This window comes from Bifidobacterium sp. N4G05 (assembly GCF_002742445.1).
Taxonomy (GTDB): Bacteria; Actinomycetota; Actinomycetes; order Actinomycetales; family Bifidobacteriaceae; genus Bifidobacterium; species Bifidobacterium hominis.
In genome coordinates, this window is sequence record NZ_NJNQ01000002.1 from 1 (window position 1) to 15,913 (window position 15,913).

The window sequence follows — 15,913 nt, forward strand, 5'->3', positions numbered from 1 at the left end:
GGCAATCATTGACTATAAAGAAGTAGTACAAATACGCTTTTGAGTTCTCAAACCACCACCACTCACCCACCTCAGGGAACCCCAGCCGGGGAACCACTCGCTGAGCGGCAGCAAGAGATAAACCTACAGCACAACGGCCGGCAACGCAAATCGGACATCCACGAACACCACGAAAACCATTGAAAACACTGGACTCCACCGGCGTGTCGAAAACGGCCTTCCACGCGCCGCGAATCACAAAACAAACCCCACCACCGCCCAAAAACCGTCAGAAAAAGCTGGCAGCCGCGTGTCGCACACCGCAACAACGCGGCAACCACACGGCAACCAGCAAATCAATACATCACAGCAGATCACAAACGATCGGAAAGCCAATCAAACACTAAACGCAATGCGCGGGTGCTACAGAATCCATAACAGGCATGGCAAGTGTTATCGAGTTTGTAGAACGTCACATCCTTGCCAAGCGACTTCAACGTGGCATACAGACGACACCTTTGATTGAACGGCACCAACTGATCGCGGCCACCATGCATGATCAGCGACGGCGGCATCGCCATCGATTCGATATCGATCGCTGCAACTGCTGGAGCCGTTTCGGTCGTATCAGCGCCGTCATCCGCAATATGCCGTGCAATGTCAGTAGTCATAATGCACCTCTTATTCCATTCCTGTTCCGTATATGATTATCGAAATGGTTTTTCTCAGATTTGATTGCCTGACATTCCCTGTTTCACGTGAAACATCGGAAGTTACGATATGCGGCTATACCTAAGATATGAGCAAAAAGATCGCAGTATTGACGGGGGCGGGGATTTCCACGTCCGCAGGTATTCCCGACTTCCGTGGACCGGACGGTGTCTGGACCAAACACCCTGAACAAACGAAAGTGTATGATATCGAAGCGTTCCTTTACCACAAGGAAGACCGCGAGTATTCCTGGCGCTGGCAGAAGGAATCGCCCGTATGGAACGCGCAGCCAGGCACCGCGCACAAAGCGCTCGTCAAACTGGAACAGGCTGGACTGCTAACACTGCTCGCCACACAGAATTTCGACGCACTCCATGAAAAAGCCGGCAATAGCAGCGACATCATCGTCAATCTGCATGGCACCATCGGCACCTCGCACTGCATGAAATGTCATGCGAAATACGACACCGCCGATATTATGGCGAATCTCGACAACGAACCAGACCCGCACTGCCATCGCAGACTGCCATACAACGGCAACATGCCATGCAACGGACTCATCAAAACCGACGTAGTCTACTTCGGCGAAGCTCTGCCGGACGGCGCGCTCGAAAAATCATATCGCCTCGCGACGCAAGCCGACGAACTGTGGGTCATCGGATCCACGCTGGAAGTCATGCCCGCGGCAAGCATCGTGCCCCTGGCCGCAGAGGCTGGCGTGCCGATCACCATTATGAACATGGGGCGCACGCAATACGACCGCTTGGCAGACCGGCTCATCCACGACGATATCGCGATCTCTCTGCCGCAACTCGTTGATGAGACAATCGCCGCAGAACAAGGCAAGTGACGTCAAGTACGCAAAAGTACACGAAAAGGCTCCTCGACCCGATTGGATCGAGGAGCCTTTTTGATGCGGAAGATATGCGAAATCCGCACTTATCCACCGTGGACGATCAGTAAATACGCTTGGGCTGGAAACCGGCTTCGCGCAACGCCTCGAGCACACGATCGATGTGATCGGGACCATTCGTTTCAATAGTCACACCCAACGCCACAGCGTTCGCGTAGTGGCTGGACGCCTTGAACTGGTCGTGATCCAGCGCGATGACGTTCGCGCGCTGCTCGGCCAGCAACGTGGCAACCTTCACCAGCTGGCCCGGCGTATCAGGCAGCTCGACCTCGAAATGCATGATGCGGCCGCGGGTGATCATACCCTTTTGAATCACAGCGCCGATGGATACCGTATCTTCGTTGCCGCCAGACATGATCGGCACCACCACATGCGGGCCCTTCGCCTCGGCGAACTTGCGCGAGCGCAGGTTGAGATGCTCAAGCGCAGCCAGAGACACGGCGCCAGCAGCTTCGACAACCAGCTTGTGCTTTTCGAGCATGAGCAGGATCATCTCGTTGATGTCACGCTCGGTCACGGTAACGATGTCATCAAGGAATTCATTGAGCAGCGCGAACGTGAGATCGCCCGGACGCTTCACAGCAACGCCTTCGGCAGACGTACGCACCTGGTCGGCGGCAACCACATGCCCCGCGGCCAGCGAGTTCTTCCACGCTGGGCTGCCTTCCGGAATCGCGCCAATCACGCGCACTTCCGGCTTGAACGTCTTGATGGCAAGCGCCACGCCGGCACCGAGGCCGCCACCACCCAGCGGCACGACCACATCGGTGACGTTCGGCACGTCTTCGAGGATCTCGAGACCAATAGTGCCTTGACCGCACAGCACCTCGTAATCGTCGAACGGCGGCACGTAAATCATGCCTTCCTTGTCGCTCAATTCCTGGGCGCGGGCTGCGGATTCGTCAAATACTTCGCCGTACAGCACCACGTCTGCGCCGTACGCCTTAGTGGCGTCGACCTTCAGCGGCGGGGTGATCTGCGGCATGCAGATTGTTGCTTTTGCGCCGCGTTCGCGAGCCGCATATGCCACGCCCTGCGCATGGTTACCGGCGGAAGCGGTGACAATGCCGTGAGCCAGCTGCTCGTCGCTCAGGGATGCGATCTTGTTGTACGCGCCACGAATCTTGAACGATCCAGTGACCTGGAGATTCTCAGGCTTGAGCAGAATCTCATGTCCGGTCATGTCGGACAGCACCTTGGACGGAATGATTGCCGTGTGGCGTGCAGTGCCCTTGAGCCGTTCGGCGGCTAGTTTCAGTTCAGCTGCGTGATCGCGCTGCAATGCTTTGAGAACCTCGTTTTGTTCCATGAACGTTATTGTAAGCGCACGTCTGCCGAAACTACCTGATCATGCGGATTCTGCCATGAAAAGTGAGATTATTTTTGCAAATACTTGCGAAATTGAGATTGCTTACAAACGCAATCGGAGCAATCGGAGATAATCAGGAATAATCGCAATACAACAATCGCAATAAAAAAGCGTTCGTACGATTCCGTGATGAATCGCACGAACGCTTTTTGCAGAGAGTTTATAGGAAAGATCGATCAGAGCTGAATCACGACCCCCTCCCAGCGAGCGAGCTCGCCGCGAGCGACCGACTTTACGCTATGCACGGCATCATAGGTGCTGAGCAGTACCTGCGACTCGCCCACGCCATTTCCGAGCAATTGCGCGACCTCCGCCGGCACCCGCGCCGTCTTATCAGTGAGATTGACGATGACGAGAATCGTATCGTCGCCGCCGGTACGGGTGAAGGCATACACCTGCTCGCTGTCTGCCGCGACTAGATTCCATTCGCCCGTCGCGATGGTCGCGTTGTTGTGACGCATGGCGATGAGCTTCTTGTAGAAGCTGTACACGGATCCGGGATCGTCGAATTCCTCGGCTGCGTTGATCTCGACATGATTCGGATTGACGCCGATCCACGGTTCCGTCGCCGCGTCCGGCGCGGTGAAACCTGCATACCTGGAAGCATCCCACTGCATCGGCGTGCGTGCGTTGTCGCGGCCGATGAGCGCGAGCGCCGCCATCATCGATTCCGGCGACTGGCATTTTGCTTCTTCCACGCGCTGACGGTAGGCGTTGACGGCCTCCAGATCGCGATACTGCTCGAGCGTGGTGAAGTGTGCGTTGGTCATGCCCAGCTCCTCGCCCTCGTAAATGTACGGGGTGCCGCGGTGCATGTGCAGCAGCATGCCGAACGCCTTGGCGCTCAGCTCGCGCGACTCGCGGTCCGTGTCATTGCCCCAACGGGAGACGACGCGCGGCTGATCATGGTTGCAGAAGAACAGGCTGGCCCAGCCGGCGTTCTTCACAGCCTCCTGCTGGTCGGCGAGGCGGGCGCGCAGATTCTTGACTTCGAACGGCACGGTGTTCCACTTGGAACCTTCCTGGTCGATGCCCACGTGGTCGAAGAGGAACAGCATGTCAAGTTCGCCGTTCTTCGGATCGGTGACATGCTCGTTGCGTGCCGGAGTGATGCCCGGCGCTTCGCCGACGTTCATATAGCCTTCGCGGCCTTCGAACACTTCGCGGCGCATTTCAGCGAGGAACTCGTCGATGCGCGGACCGTCGGAGCACCATGGGAACGGGCTGGAATAGCCTTCCTCACCAACCGGATAATCCTCAATCTCGCAGCCGTCTTCTCCCGGCAGCTTGCCGTTCTTATCAACAGTCTTCGAAACCTGCGTGATCACATCCATACGGAAGCCGTCAATGCCGCGATCCATCCACCAATTCATCATCTTGTAGACGGCCTTGCGCACTTCCGGATTCTCCCAATTCAAATCCGGCTGCTTCTTGGAATACTGGTGGAAGAAATACTCGCCGCGCTTCGGATCGTACTCCCAAGCGGAACCGCCGAAATAGGAACCCCACTGGTTCGGCTCGGCACCCGGAGTGCCCGGCTCATGCCCCGGCCTGGCTGGACGCCACCAATACCAGTCGGCATGCGGATCGTCCTTGTCGCGGGAAGCCTGGAACCAAGCATGCTCGTCGGACGTGTGGTTGACCACCAAATCCATCACGATCTTCAGACCGCGCCTGTGCGCTTCGGCAAGCAGCTCGTCCATATCCTCCAAGGTGCCGAACAGCGGATCGATATCCTGATAATCGGAAATATCGTAGCCGTTGTCGTCCTGCGGCGACCTGTAGACCGGGCTCAACCACACCACGTCCACGCCAAGATCGGCCAAATAGTCAAGACGGCTGGTGATGCCCTTCAGATCGCCGACGCCGTCGCCGTTCGTGTCTTGGAAGGAACGAGGATACACCTGATACACCACCGCGTTGGCCCACCACGGGTTCGGGGTCGCGCCGTTGGAACGCACGGTGTCGGGAAGGGTGGAACGATTGAAATTCGTCATGTCGTGGAGCTCCTTTGCTTGACGTTTGTTGGATTTTCGTTCGATCTTTCGTGACTGACTCTGCCCGTTTTCAGCTCATGTCAGCTTCATGCAGAAGATCGATTTTGCCTACTCCCCTATGGTATGCAACCCTGTTTTTCTTTCTTTCCCGCGGCGAGTTGTGCAAAGCAAGAAAAGAATACGCTTCTTACGGACGCGAAAAACCAATCCGCAAAAATAAAAACGCGGGACGTTCCAGAAAGGGAAATGGAACGTCCCGCGCTGGGGAGTGGGATAGGCCAGTCCCGCTCAGAGCGGTGAAGTGTTACTTCCTGAACGGACGGCCTACGGCCGCGTTGTCCCTGCCTTCACTCGCCTATCGGCTCGCTCAGGGAGAGCCTATGAACAGACCACTGGGCTGTTCACTTAACGGCTCCCCTCATCACTCCACCGACGACCCACTTTTGGGCGAAGATGTAGACGATGAGGACCGGAGCCATGGCCATCAGATAGGACGCGAAGGCCATCGGATAGTTCGACGTGAACTGGCTTTGGAACACGTACTGTGCGAGCGGAATCGTCTGATTGCTCTGATCAGTCAGCGTGATCAACGGCAGCAGGAAGTCGTTCCAAGCCCACAGTGCGGTCAAAATCGCAATCGTGGCATTAATCGGACCCATCAGCGGGAAAATGATTGTCCAGAAAATACGCCAGGTGGAAGCACCGTCGATACGAGCCGCCTCTTCCAACGAAATCGGAATCGAACGAATAAAACCAATCGCAATAAACAGGTTGGTGCCGATGCCAAGAATCGTGTACAGAATAATCAAACCAAGCTGATTATCAAGATGCAACGAACCCATTTCCTTCGCGATCGGAAGCATGATCACCGTGAACGGCACGAACATCATCGCAAGGAAGAAGTAGTACAGGAAACGGAAGAATCGCTTATCCATATTCCTTGCCACAGCATACGCGACGAACGTGTTCGTCAGCAGCGTCAACACCACTGCGCACACGGTGATGATTGCGGAATTAAGCGCGGCCTTCGGATAGTTCACCTTATTCCACGCATCGGCGAAATTATGCCATTCCCATGTGGCCGGCAAGCTGAACGTACCAGCCTCGCTCGGAGTCTTCAACGCGGTGACCACAGCGAAATACAACGGCACGAGCACGGTAAGGCTCAACACGGCCACAGCCGCGGTCAGCCACCAGTTGACCTTATGATCCCTGCGGATTTTCTCCGGCTTTTCCTGCGATTGAGTAGTCTTGGCTGCAGTCTTTGCAACAGTTGCGCTAGTCATGATATTTCCTCTTTACCTTCAGACTTTCAGACCCTTGCTCAGACCTTTTCCTTGCCGCTGAAGAACTTCAGCTGCACGAAGGCCAGGATTGCCAGCACGATGAAGAACGTGACCGCGTTCGCCATCTGGTAGGAGTATTCGCCATTGCCAAGGCCGTTCTGGAAGATCAGATACGAGACGGTTTCGGTCTTGGAATCCGGACCGCCCTTGGTCAATGCCATGATCTGGTCGAACGCGCCGAGCGAATTCTTGAGGCTCAACACCATGTTGATGGTGAAGAACGGGCCAATCAGCGGGAAGGTGATCTGCCAGAAGTTCTGCCAAGCGTTCACGCCATCAATCGCGGCCGCCTCGTAAATCTCGTTGTCGATGGTCTGTAGGCCAGCCAAGTACAGCAGTGTGGAGTAGGCAACGCCCTGCCAGATCGACAGGAACACAATCGGGAACCATGCCAAATCCGGATTGGAAATCATTGACGTCGACAGCCAATCAATATGCAGCGCCTGACCGAGCGCCGGCAGCGGCGTCATGAAAATGTACTTGAACACATAGCCGATCACTAACACCGACAAGGTGTACGGAATGAAGAAGATCGCACGGAACCCGTTTTTGAACGCGATTTTCGAATTCAGCAGCACTGCAAGGAACATGCCAAGAAAATTCGTGCCGATCGTAATCAAAATTGCGATGAAAATAGTAAACAGGTACGCGTGACCAACGCGAGAATCCTGGAACATCGCAATGTAATTCTTCAATCCGATGAATTTGAAATCACCGTAACCCTGCGAATTGGTGAACGAGTATGCCGCGCCCTGCAGGAACGGCCAATACAGGAAGATGGACACCAGAATCACAGCCGGAACGGTCATCCAATAAAATGCCGGATCGACCTTGCGCTTGGAATATTTCGAAACCTTATTCTTGGAAGTTTTTGCCGAGTTCTTCGCAGTATTTGCAGTATGTGCGGTAGTCATGTCCGTTCCTCCTCTCACCTGAAGTTTCTGGCTTCGATCTTGTCGTATTCGGATTGCACGCTGTTCAGGAATTTTTCGGTGTTGCCCGACTGAACCAGCGTCTGCAGGAAGCCTGCGAGGTTGATGCTGGCTGGCACGTAATGGTCGCAGAAGTCGGCCAGTTTGCCCGCCTGGTAGAAGTCAAGCACACCGTTCAGCGCTTCATCGCCCACATACGTGTCTTTGTAAGGGGTAAATGCGGACTGCTGCTTGGAGTAGTCCTTGATGTTTTCGTCGTTCATCAGGAAGTCGATGAATTCGCGCGCTTCCTTCTCATGCTTGGTATGCGCACCCATGGTCAGGATCACGTCATCGCCTGCGGTGAGCTGCTGTTCTTTGGCATCATCAGTTGCCGGCATTTGCGCGAAACGCAGGTTGGCGTCGCTGTTGATGAGTCGGATCTGCGGAATCGCGTAGGTGCCGAGTGGCAGAATCGCGGCTTTGCCTGCGGCCAGATCCTGCGTGGCCTGCTGGTAAGTGACGGCCGGATTCTTCTGCGTGTAGTTCTGGTAGATCTCGACCAGCTGATCGCTGACAGTGCCCCACAGGTCGGAGAATTTCTTCGATCCGTCTTTGAGGGAAAGATATTCGGATTCCGGTACCAGCGTGGAGTTGAGTGACGCCAGCGGCGCCTGGAGTGTCCACGGATCGGCGGTGCTCGCTTCGATCGGTACAATGCCCTTGCTCTTGAAGCGTTGCAGCAGGTCGATGAATTCGCTCCACGTCTGCGGTGGATTGTCGGGATCCTCGCCCGCTTCCTCCCACACGTCGGCGTTGATGATGTAGCCGGACGCGTTGCCCGCATACGGCAGGCCGTACAGGCGCTTCTTGGATTCGTCGTTGGTTTGTACAAGGCTCTTGGCGATGTTCACCATGCCTGGATTGAGTTCGTCGACGATGTCGTCGTTGGTAAAATCGTGGAAGACACCTGCTTCGGCGAGCATACCGAAATTAATATCGCCATTGATAGTGATGACATCGGGTTCGCGATTTTTCACCAGTCGAGTACGCAAATCGGTGGTTGCGTCGGACGAATTGTTGACGTTGACTTTGATGTTGGGATGGGTTTTCTCGAATTCCTTTGCTTTTGCGGTGAACCAGTCCGCCGCTTCGGCTTTAAACTGGAAGAAATCCAAAGTGACAGTTCCAGCGGTGCTGTTGCCGCAACCGGCAAGACCGGCAGTCAATGCGACTGCGCATACGGCTGTGAGCGTACGGTATACAATCCTCCTGAATTTACCTACACTAGTGGTGGAATCAGGTTTCATTCTCGACTCCTTTGTATCTTTTCTCCATTACGGTGAAGCAGCTTCCTTACCGCATCACCGTTACTGGAAATTGTAGAAGGAGACAGTTTTCATTCCCAGCTCAGCGCGCCTGTGCGGGGCGGAAAACAAAAACGACGAGATTTTGTTACTCTGAGAAAGTAATTTGATGCACGATGTGCGCGAACGGGAGTACGAAGGATGGTGCAGATGGCGGTTTCACCTCTGCCACAGTGGTTTGAAGGCTCGGAATATACCCATAAAGTCGCGACTTGCGTCATGAAATACGGTCCGATTTCGCGTATTACTTTGGCGCAGATTTTAGGACTTTCACAGGGCGCGGTTTCCCGTATTACCAGCGATCTGATTTATGCTGGCGTGATCGAGGAGACGCCGATGCCGTCCGGCAAGGCCGGTAAACTGCCGAAAGGTTTCGTTCAGAAAGAAAATGCGGAACGTCGCGGCCGCCCGCAAACGGGATTGCGAATAATCGAGAACGCGCGATCTTTCGTCGGTATGAAAATCAATGCGACGCATATTTCGGCGGTTGCGGTCAACGCAATCGGGCAGATTATCACCGGATGCCACGATTTGGAAATCGAAGACACGTCGCCGCAAGCCGTGGTCGCGCTGATCAAACAACTAACGATCGACTGTTCCGACGAGGCGGAGATGGCGGGATGGCCGAAACCGTGCGCCGTGGGAATCTCACTGGGCGGGCATATCGTCGACAATGCCGTAGTGACGTTCGCACCGTTCATGCACTGGTCTCAGCCCGTGGAGCTCTCCGCTATGGTTCGCGAGGCTACTGGATTGCCGACGGGCATTTACAACGATATCGATTCGTTGGTCGTTGATGCCTGCATGTTTGGGTCCGGCGTTGGATTGGGTAGCTTCGCGGTACTGACGTTCGGCGCAGGCGTCGGCTATTCGTTGACGGTCAACGGCGAGCTGGTGAGCTGTCCGGATAAAAGTTACGGTTTGGTCGGGCATATTCTGGTCGATCCGGATGGACCGCGTTGTGTTTCCGGACACAAGGGATGCGCGCAATGCCTGTCCGACAACTCAATCGCGGCGGAATATTCGCAGATTATCGGACATCCCGCATCATTCGACGATTTCGCACGTGACGCACGCACGAACAAACCGCAGGCGACGAATCTGGTGAACCGCACCTGCTTCCGTCTCGGCACCATGGTGGCGACCATAGCCAATCTTGCCATGCCAGACAAAATCATGATCGCTGGAGAATCGTCGTTCATCGCGAAATTCGGCATTGACGACTTGCGCAACGGCATCAACATGTATCGGCATAGCCAGGCCGCGCCAGTGGATTTTGAAATTCCCGACCATGATTGGGCATTGTGGGCCAAGGCTGCCGCAGCGCAGGCGATTCGGCAATATGTTGGCTGATTGATTACTTGATTGTTTTTTAATGCAAAAATCCTCCCTTTTGTTCAGGGAGGATTTTTGTTATGCGATTACGGCTTATTCAGCGCTCTCGACGGGCGCAAGCACGGCCTTGAAAAGGACTGCTTGCTGAGCCGTCAAGCAGAGAGCCCAGTGGGGCTCTCTGTAGGCGAAGTGAGAAGACGCGCTATTCAGCGTCTTCGAAGGGCGCAAGCACGGCCTTGAAAAGGACTGCTTGCGCCGGATGCAATGCCGGCGGGCGGATGCCGTACGTGGCGAGCGCACGTCCGGTCATCTTCACACCTTCGACCTTCCACCAGCCGAGCGGGCTCTGTCCGTTGGTGATGTCTTGCTTGGCAAGGTCGAGGCTCACGTCGAGCGGAGACACCTCATACACCTTGTCGGGGTCGAGGCCGGGCAGGCGTACCGGCGAGGCCGGGTAGGTCTGCGAGGTGGTGAGCTGGGTGAAACGGTAGATGGCGGCTGCCTTGTTGGGCATGACCACACCGTCCAAGCGCACTGCCGGATCGGCGGCGTCGGAATGCACGACTGTGTCGACGGCGAACCATTCGCGATGCTTCTTGAATTCGGCGACCCATTCGGCGAGCTTGTCGATGTCTTCCTGCGGTTCCTTGAGCAGGTTCCATTCGATGCCCATGTGTCCGAAGAAGGCCATGGCCATGCGCAATTCCTGCGTGGTTGCGCGATGCGTGGAGTGCGCCGGTGATGCGCCCACGTGTTCGCCGATCATTTCCGGAGGCACGAGCAGCGATGTATAGCGCTGGATGTCGGCGCGTTCCACCGGATCGACGCAGTCGGATCCCCAAATGCGGTCGGCTACTTCGAGAATGCCGAGGTCCACGCGGCCACCGCCGGAAGAGCAGCTTTCGATTTCAAGTCCCGGATGTGCGGCCTTCAGATCGGTGAAAATACGATATACGGCGAGCGTCTGCTGGTGCACTGCCGGGCGTCCGGTGCGCGGGGAGACGGCTTCGGTGACGAGCTTGTTGTGATCCCACTTGATGTAGTCGATGCCGAGTTCACCAACGAGCTTGTCCATTGCGTCGTAAATGTAGTCGTAGGCGTCCGGATTGGTCAGGTCCACAACCTGCTGGGTACGTCCCTGCATTGGCAGACGGCCTTCAGTGGGCTTCAACACCCAGTCGGGATGCGTGCGGAACAGGTCGGAATCCAGGTTGACCATTTCCGGCTCGAACCACAGGCCGAATTCGAGTCCCTTGCCGTGCACATAATCGGCGAGCGCCTTGAGTGACTTGTCGCCGTCGGGCCACACGTCCTGCGAGATCTGCCAGTCGCCGAGGCCGGAGGTGTCGTCGCGGCGGGAGCCGAACCAGCCATCGTCCACCACGAAACGTTCCACGCCGCTTTCCACTGCCTTGTCTGCGAGGGCGGTGAGGGTGTCGTAATCGTGGTTGAAGTAGACGGCTTCCCACGTGTTGAGAATGACCGGGCGTGGCTTGGGTGCGATGTTGTGTTCAACGAGCCAGTCGCGGTGCACGCGGCGAATGTAGCCGTGGAAGCGGGCTGCGACTTCGTTGAGGCCTTCGCCATAGGAGCCGATGAGCCATGGGGTGGTGTAGGACTCTCCGTTGGCGAGGCTGATTTCACCGCCGAACAGCACTTCGCCGCCGCCAATCACGCCGCTGGTATAGGGCAGGCGTTCCGCGGAAAGCACGCTGTTGCCGCTCCAGGCCACGTGTGCGGAGTAGACGTTGCCGTGCGTGAAGCCGAAGCCTTTTTCGCCGACGCTGAGCAGCAGGGTGGCATCGAAGTCTGGGCGTCCGGCCATGGATGCTTTGGCGAAGCGGCCGAGGGTGAAGTCTTGACGCTGTGGGGAGCGTTCGCGCAGATGGTGGCCGGTGGTGGTGAGGATTTCGTTGGCGTCGGCCGGCACGGTGAATGCGAGTTCGATCTTGCCGACTTCGAGCTGGCCTTCGCCGGTGTTCACGACTTCGGCGTTCTGGCGGATGAGGCCGGTTTCGTCGAGTTCGCAGGTCCAGATGAGTTTCACATGCTGTTCCACGTCTTCTGCGGTGACGGTAACGGTTGGGGTCTGCTTGGGTTCGTCGGCCACGCTCCAGCTCGGGTATCCGTCTTTTTCACCCATGACGCAGGTTTTGCCAGCTGCCACGGTTTCGGCGGTGATGTTGCTGACTGCGAACTTGCAGAACAGTTCCACGCCGTCGCGGCGCACGTCGAAGCGGGTTGCGCCAATCCAGGATTCGGATTGCGTGGGCAGTACGCTCGGCCATGGGGTGTAGTCGAGCGCGCCGGAAACGCGCTGTGGCATTTGCGCGTCGAACATGTCGATCACGGTTGCCGGGGCTGCGAGCGGACGGCCCCAGTGCACAAGTCGCGGCAGATCATTGCCGGGGAATACGAGTGCGAACGCCACGTTCGCGGCTGGCTGTTCGGCGTAGACCGCAGTGAGTTCGGTACCGTTGGTAGCGTTGCCATGGAAGGTCTGAATGAGCGTCATTGCAGCATCCTTTACATATTGCGATTGCCTTGTATTGTCACCTTCGATGATATGTCAAGCTTTATTTGTTGACGTCGTCGAGCGTGTTTCTTTCTTTCGGAAAGTATTTCTTGCGACCGTCAAATCACCGCAATCTTCTTCGTGAACGTTACTGCGCAGTCAGCAATCATCTTTACCGAGATTTACTTGGTATTTCAATATTTCTTACGTTTTTCTTGCGACTGCAAAATCGAGTTACCGTTTTCCAGCAAAAAAATCAGTCATTAATCGTGCGCATTCCATTTCGCACACACCACCGACGACTTCCGGAACATGGCCGACGTGAGGGTCACGCGGAATGTCCCAAATCGAACCGCATGCACCCAACTTGGCATCCCACGCGCCGAACACGATTCGTCCGACATGCGTTTGCAGACACGCGCCGGCGCACATCGGGCACGGCTCCAAGGTAACAATCAACGTGCAATCGGCAAGATTCCACGTACCAAGCGACCGAGCGGCCTGCGTCATGGCCTTGACCTCGGCGTGCGCCAACGGATCGGCATGCGCCTCACGCAGATTACGCCCCCGACCAATCACCGCTCCCCCAGCGTCAAGCACGACGGCACCGACCGGCACCTCACCCTCCGCTGCGGCTTCACGAGCCAACTCGATCGCAAGTCCCATGTCGTCACTCCACTGCATATCCGCCACTATACGGTTCCATTCACGTGAAGCAAAAGGCGAAACACACCCATAAATACCTCTTGGTAGGCTGGAAGAGTTTGGAAAATGCGCGCAAAGGAGGCACGTTGGCGGTATTCGAATTGATTGTATGTATTATCGCCGCGGTTGTGCTGTCTTCCTTTATCAGCCGTTTCATTCCCAAGGTTTCCACGCCTCTTGTACAGATCGCGTTGGGTGCGTTGGCATCGCAATTGCCGTTTTTCCCGAACGTCACGCTCGACCCGGAACTGTTTATGGTGCTGTTCATTGCGCCACTGCTGTATTTGGAAGCGCATGAGATCGACAAAAATGAGCTGTTGAAATCCGTTAAATTGTCGCTTTCATTGGCGATTGGATTAGCGATCGCCACGATGGTTGCCGTTGGTTTCGCACTGCATGCCGTATGGCCCGCAATTCCCCTTGCCGCGGCTTTGGCGCTCGGCGCAGCACTTGGGCCGACCGACGCGGTCGCCGTATCTTCGCTTGGCAAAGAAGCCGCCCTTACGCAACGGCAAACCAGCGTGCTCAAGGGTGAATCCCTGTTCAACGACGCGTCCGGCATCGTCGGCTTCCAGTTTGCGATTGCGGCGGCCATCAGCGGCGTATTCGAAGTGGGCGATTCAGCCGCACAGTTCGTATTCTCGTTCTTCGGAGGCGCTATTTTCGGCCTCGCAGTAGGCATGGTTGCCGACATGCTGTTCGAAACGCTCCGATCCTTCGGCTGGGAGACGACCACAAGCCGTATTTTGATGGAATTGTTCCTACCGTTCATTCTGTATTTGGGTGCGGAAGCGGTGCATGTTTCCGGCATTCTTTCAGTGGTGGCGGCCGGTTTGATCATCCGTTTCGACCGCACCGGCATCGGCCCGAACGTGGCTCGCACCAACATTGTCTCATCGAGCGTATGGGGGGTATTCTCGTTCACGCTCAACGGCACGGTGTTCATTCTGCTCGGCATGCTGCTGCCGAATGCGATGAGCGCAAGTTGGGATGATCCTCAGGTCAGCAATTGGCTGCTGCTGGTTGCGATTCTTGCGGTTTCCGCAGTGGTGATCGTCATGCGGTTCCTGTGGATTTCATTGATGCTGCGTCTTGCGCGAGATACCGTCACCGGCAAACGACGCAAGATGACGGCGCAACGTTGGCGTTCGGCGGCGGTTATGACGTTTGGCGGACCGAAAGGCACCATCACCCTGTCGTTGATGTTCACGATCCCGTACACCATTACGGGAGGCGCATGGTTCCCCATGCGTGACGAACTGATCTTCATCGCCGGCGGCGTGATCGTCGTAACCTTGCTGCTTGCCAACTTCCTGCTGCCGCTGCTGGCGCCGAATCGCAATAAAGACACTTCCGTGGAAATGACCGAAATCACCATCGAAGTGCTGCGACGGACCGTGGAGGAACTGACGGGACGAGTCACACCCGACAATCGTCGCGCGGTATTGATGATCATCGACTCGTATACGAAACGTATTACGCGACTGAAGCAGCGCATCGGAGAAATCGACCCGCAAGGGTATATGCAACTGCAGATCAACGCGCTCAACTGGGAGAAGGAATACGTCAAGACGCGACTGGCGAAAGTCAAGGCGACGCCAAGCGACGACAAGGCAGCGCACGATTTGGAAATCGAAGCATGCGAGCGCCTGCTCGACCAAATCATGAGCTCGCTGCGCCATATCGAAACGGAACATAATTCCGGACGTACCATTTGGCGGGTCAAAGGCCGTTTCAGGGCGTTGCAGAGACGCTTGGGCACGGTGGTGAAGCGTGTGAACAGCCGCATTCGCCGCACTACCCCGCTGTTCAGCGACGATGAGCTGTTCGCGCACGTCCGCGTGGTACAGGTGGATGCCATCGAACATGTGATCGACCGCCTGTATGAGGAGATGGGCCGCGACACGTACAACACGGAACATTGCTCAGCACTGCTGCTGGATTATCGACGAGGCGAGGCTACGCTGAGGGCGCGCCCGAATGTGGGCACGAGCGCGGAGGCGCAGGCGCAGGCGGAAGACGTGAAGCGCGAAAGCTACGGTATCGAATTGGGCGTGATTCAGGATATGTACGAAGCGGGCGACATTACGCGCGCGCAGTCCAAGCAGCTGCGACGCAACGTGTATGTGATGAGTGTGGACGCCGACGCGCAGATCTAGCATCCAGCTGATCTGATGGGGTTAGCAAGCTGGCGTGAGCCGGCGGTCTGCCGTAGGTTTGTTTGCGGACGAGCTGTGTGGACGTGGAGAACGAGACAATTGCGGAAACGGAACACGCGTATAACGTGGCAAACTGAAGGCTATTCCACAATCCAAAACATGGGGAATTGAAATTCTCAGAAAGTTCCCAGAAAACACCAGACATGTACTCAGCATCGTCTGCTTATATAGGAGATGTCAGCAAAAGAGCCGACCAGGAACCCACAGCAGTTCCCGACAATTGAACCCTTTCTTCTTCTCTCTCCTTTCTCTCCCCGGTGGTCTTCTCTCCACCGGGGTTTCTTTTTGCCTTCAGCGGGGTGGATTCCTCCAGTCAGTGGAAGAATCCACCCGCCGGCAAGTCGCCCAGCGTCCCAAACCCTCCACCCACTGGAACAATCTGCCCGCTGACAGCCCACTCAAAGTCCAGATTCCCCCAGTCAGTGGAAGAATCCACCCGCTGGCAAGCCATCCAGAGTCCAGAAACCCCCACCCACTGGAACAATCTGCCCGCTTACAGGCCGCTCGGCGTCCTAATCCTTCCAGTGACTGGGAGAATTACCCCCG

12 protein-coding genes are annotated in these 15,913 nt (G+C 56.2%); 3 read left to right on the forward strand and 9 right to left on the reverse strand.

The window, feature by feature from the left end; translation table 11 throughout:
* The coding region (locus CE153_RS08935) for a hypothetical protein (protein ID WP_236824426.1) at positions 1 to 238 on the reverse strand (238 nt) is incomplete at its 3' end.
* A 115-nt stretch (positions 239 to 353) separates the two neighbouring features.
* On the reverse strand, positions 354 to 650 hold the full coding sequence (locus tag CE153_RS08940) for an alpha/beta hydrolase family protein (RefSeq protein WP_236824427.1): 297 nt from the start codon (positions 648 to 650) through the stop codon (positions 354 to 356).
* 128 nt (positions 651 to 778) lie between these two features.
* Between CE153_RS08940 and CE153_RS01890 the strand changes: the two genes are divergently transcribed.
* Positions 779 to 1,540 (forward strand): SIR2 family NAD-dependent protein deacylase, encoded by a 762-nt coding sequence (locus CE153_RS01890; RefSeq protein ID WP_099594954.1) that lies wholly within the window; start codon positions 779 to 781, stop codon positions 1,538 to 1,540.
* Between the two features lie 106 nt (positions 1,541 to 1,646).
* On the opposite strand, the gene ilvA is transcribed toward CE153_RS01890, so the two are convergent.
* From ilvA to CE153_RS01915, 5 genes are all read right to left on the reverse strand, one after another.
* The gene (gene ilvA / locus CE153_RS01895) at positions 1,647 to 2,912 is read right to left on the reverse strand and encodes a threonine ammonia-lyase (protein WP_099571442.1); all 1,266 of its coding nucleotides are present in this window, start codon (positions 2,910 to 2,912) and stop codon (positions 1,647 to 1,649) included.
* Between the two features lie 236 nt (positions 2,913 to 3,148).
* Entirely contained in the window at positions 3,149 to 4,969 is a 1,821-nt protein-coding gene (locus CE153_RS01900; RefSeq protein ID WP_099594955.1) for an alpha-glucosidase, read from the reverse strand.
* Positions 4,970 to 5,370: 401 nt separating this feature from the next.
* On the reverse strand, positions 5,371 to 6,255 hold the full coding sequence (locus tag CE153_RS01905; protein WP_099594956.1) for a carbohydrate ABC transporter permease: 885 nt from the start codon (positions 6,253 to 6,255) through the stop codon (positions 5,371 to 5,373).
* Between the two features lie 38 nt (positions 6,256 to 6,293).
* Positions 6,294 to 7,229, reverse strand: coding sequence for a carbohydrate ABC transporter permease (locus tag CE153_RS01910; protein WP_099594957.1), 936 nt, complete (start codon positions 7,227 to 7,229; stop codon positions 6,294 to 6,296).
* Between the two features lie 14 nt (positions 7,230 to 7,243).
* On the reverse strand, positions 7,244 to 8,536 hold the full coding sequence (locus tag CE153_RS01915) for an ABC transporter substrate-binding protein (RefSeq protein WP_099594958.1): 1,293 nt from the start codon (positions 8,534 to 8,536) through the stop codon (positions 7,244 to 7,246).
* Between the two features lie 207 nt (positions 8,537 to 8,743).
* Here CE153_RS01915 and CE153_RS01920 point away from each other — a divergent pair, with 207 nt between their 5' ends.
* The gene (locus tag CE153_RS01920; protein ID WP_099571447.1) at positions 8,744 to 9,946 is read left to right on the forward strand and encodes an ROK family protein; all 1,203 of its coding nucleotides are present in this window, start codon (positions 8,744 to 8,746) and stop codon (positions 9,944 to 9,946) included.
* Positions 9,947 to 10,130: 184 nt separating this feature from the next.
* Here CE153_RS01920 and CE153_RS01925 read toward each other — a convergent pair whose 3' ends face one another.
* Both CE153_RS01925 and CE153_RS01930 read right to left on the reverse strand, forming a co-directional pair.
* On the reverse strand, positions 10,131 to 12,443 hold the full coding sequence (locus CE153_RS01925) for an alpha-galactosidase (protein ID WP_099594959.1): 2,313 nt from the start codon (positions 12,441 to 12,443) through the stop codon (positions 10,131 to 10,133).
* A 234-nt stretch (positions 12,444 to 12,677) separates the two neighbouring features.
* Entirely contained in the window at positions 12,678 to 13,127 is a 450-nt protein-coding gene (locus tag CE153_RS01930; protein WP_003835363.1) for a nucleoside deaminase, read from the reverse strand.
* Positions 13,128 to 13,234: 107 nt separating this feature from the next.
* Here CE153_RS01930 and CE153_RS01935 point away from each other — a divergent pair, with 107 nt between their 5' ends.
* Complete coding sequence (locus CE153_RS01935; RefSeq protein ID WP_099594960.1) at positions 13,235 to 15,307, forward strand: cation:proton antiporter; 2,073 nt, start codon at positions 13,235 to 13,237, stop codon at positions 15,305 to 15,307.
* Positions 15,308 to 15,913 lie beyond the last annotated feature (606 nt).

Coding starts and splice junctions, on each gene's coding strand:
- CE153_RS01930 (WP_003835363.1), bottom strand. CDS start 13,127: ATGCAGTGGAGTGACGACATGGGACTTGCGATCGAGTTGGCTCGTGAA.
- CE153_RS01920 (WP_099571447.1), top strand. CDS start 8,744: ATGGCGGTTTCACCTCTGCCACAGTGGTTTGAAGGCTCGGAATATACC.
- ilvA (WP_099571442.1), bottom strand. CDS start 2,912: ATGGAACAAAACGAGGTTCTCAAAGCATTGCAGCGCGATCACGCAGCT.
- CE153_RS01910 (WP_099594957.1), bottom strand. CDS start 7,229: ATGACTACCGCACATACTGCAAATACTGCGAAGAACTCGGCAAAAACT.
- CE153_RS01905 (WP_099594956.1), bottom strand. CDS start 6,255: ATGACTAGCGCAACTGTTGCAAAGACTGCAGCCAAGACTACTCAATCG.
- CE153_RS01925 (WP_099594959.1), bottom strand. CDS start 12,443: ATGACGCTCATTCAGACCTTCCATGGCAACGCTACCAACGGTACCGAA.
- CE153_RS01890 (WP_099594954.1), top strand. CDS start 779: ATGAGCAAAAAGATCGCAGTATTGACGGGGGCGGGGATTTCCACGTCC.
- CE153_RS08940 (WP_236824427.1), bottom strand. CDS start 650: ATGACTACTGACATTGCACGGCATATTGCGGATGACGGCGCTGATACG.
- CE153_RS01900 (WP_099594955.1), bottom strand. CDS start 4,969: ATGACGAATTTCAATCGTTCCACCCTTCCCGACACCGTGCGTTCCAAC.
- CE153_RS01915 (WP_099594958.1), bottom strand. CDS start 8,536: ATGAAACCTGATTCCACCACTAGTGTAGGTAAATTCAGGAGGATTGTA.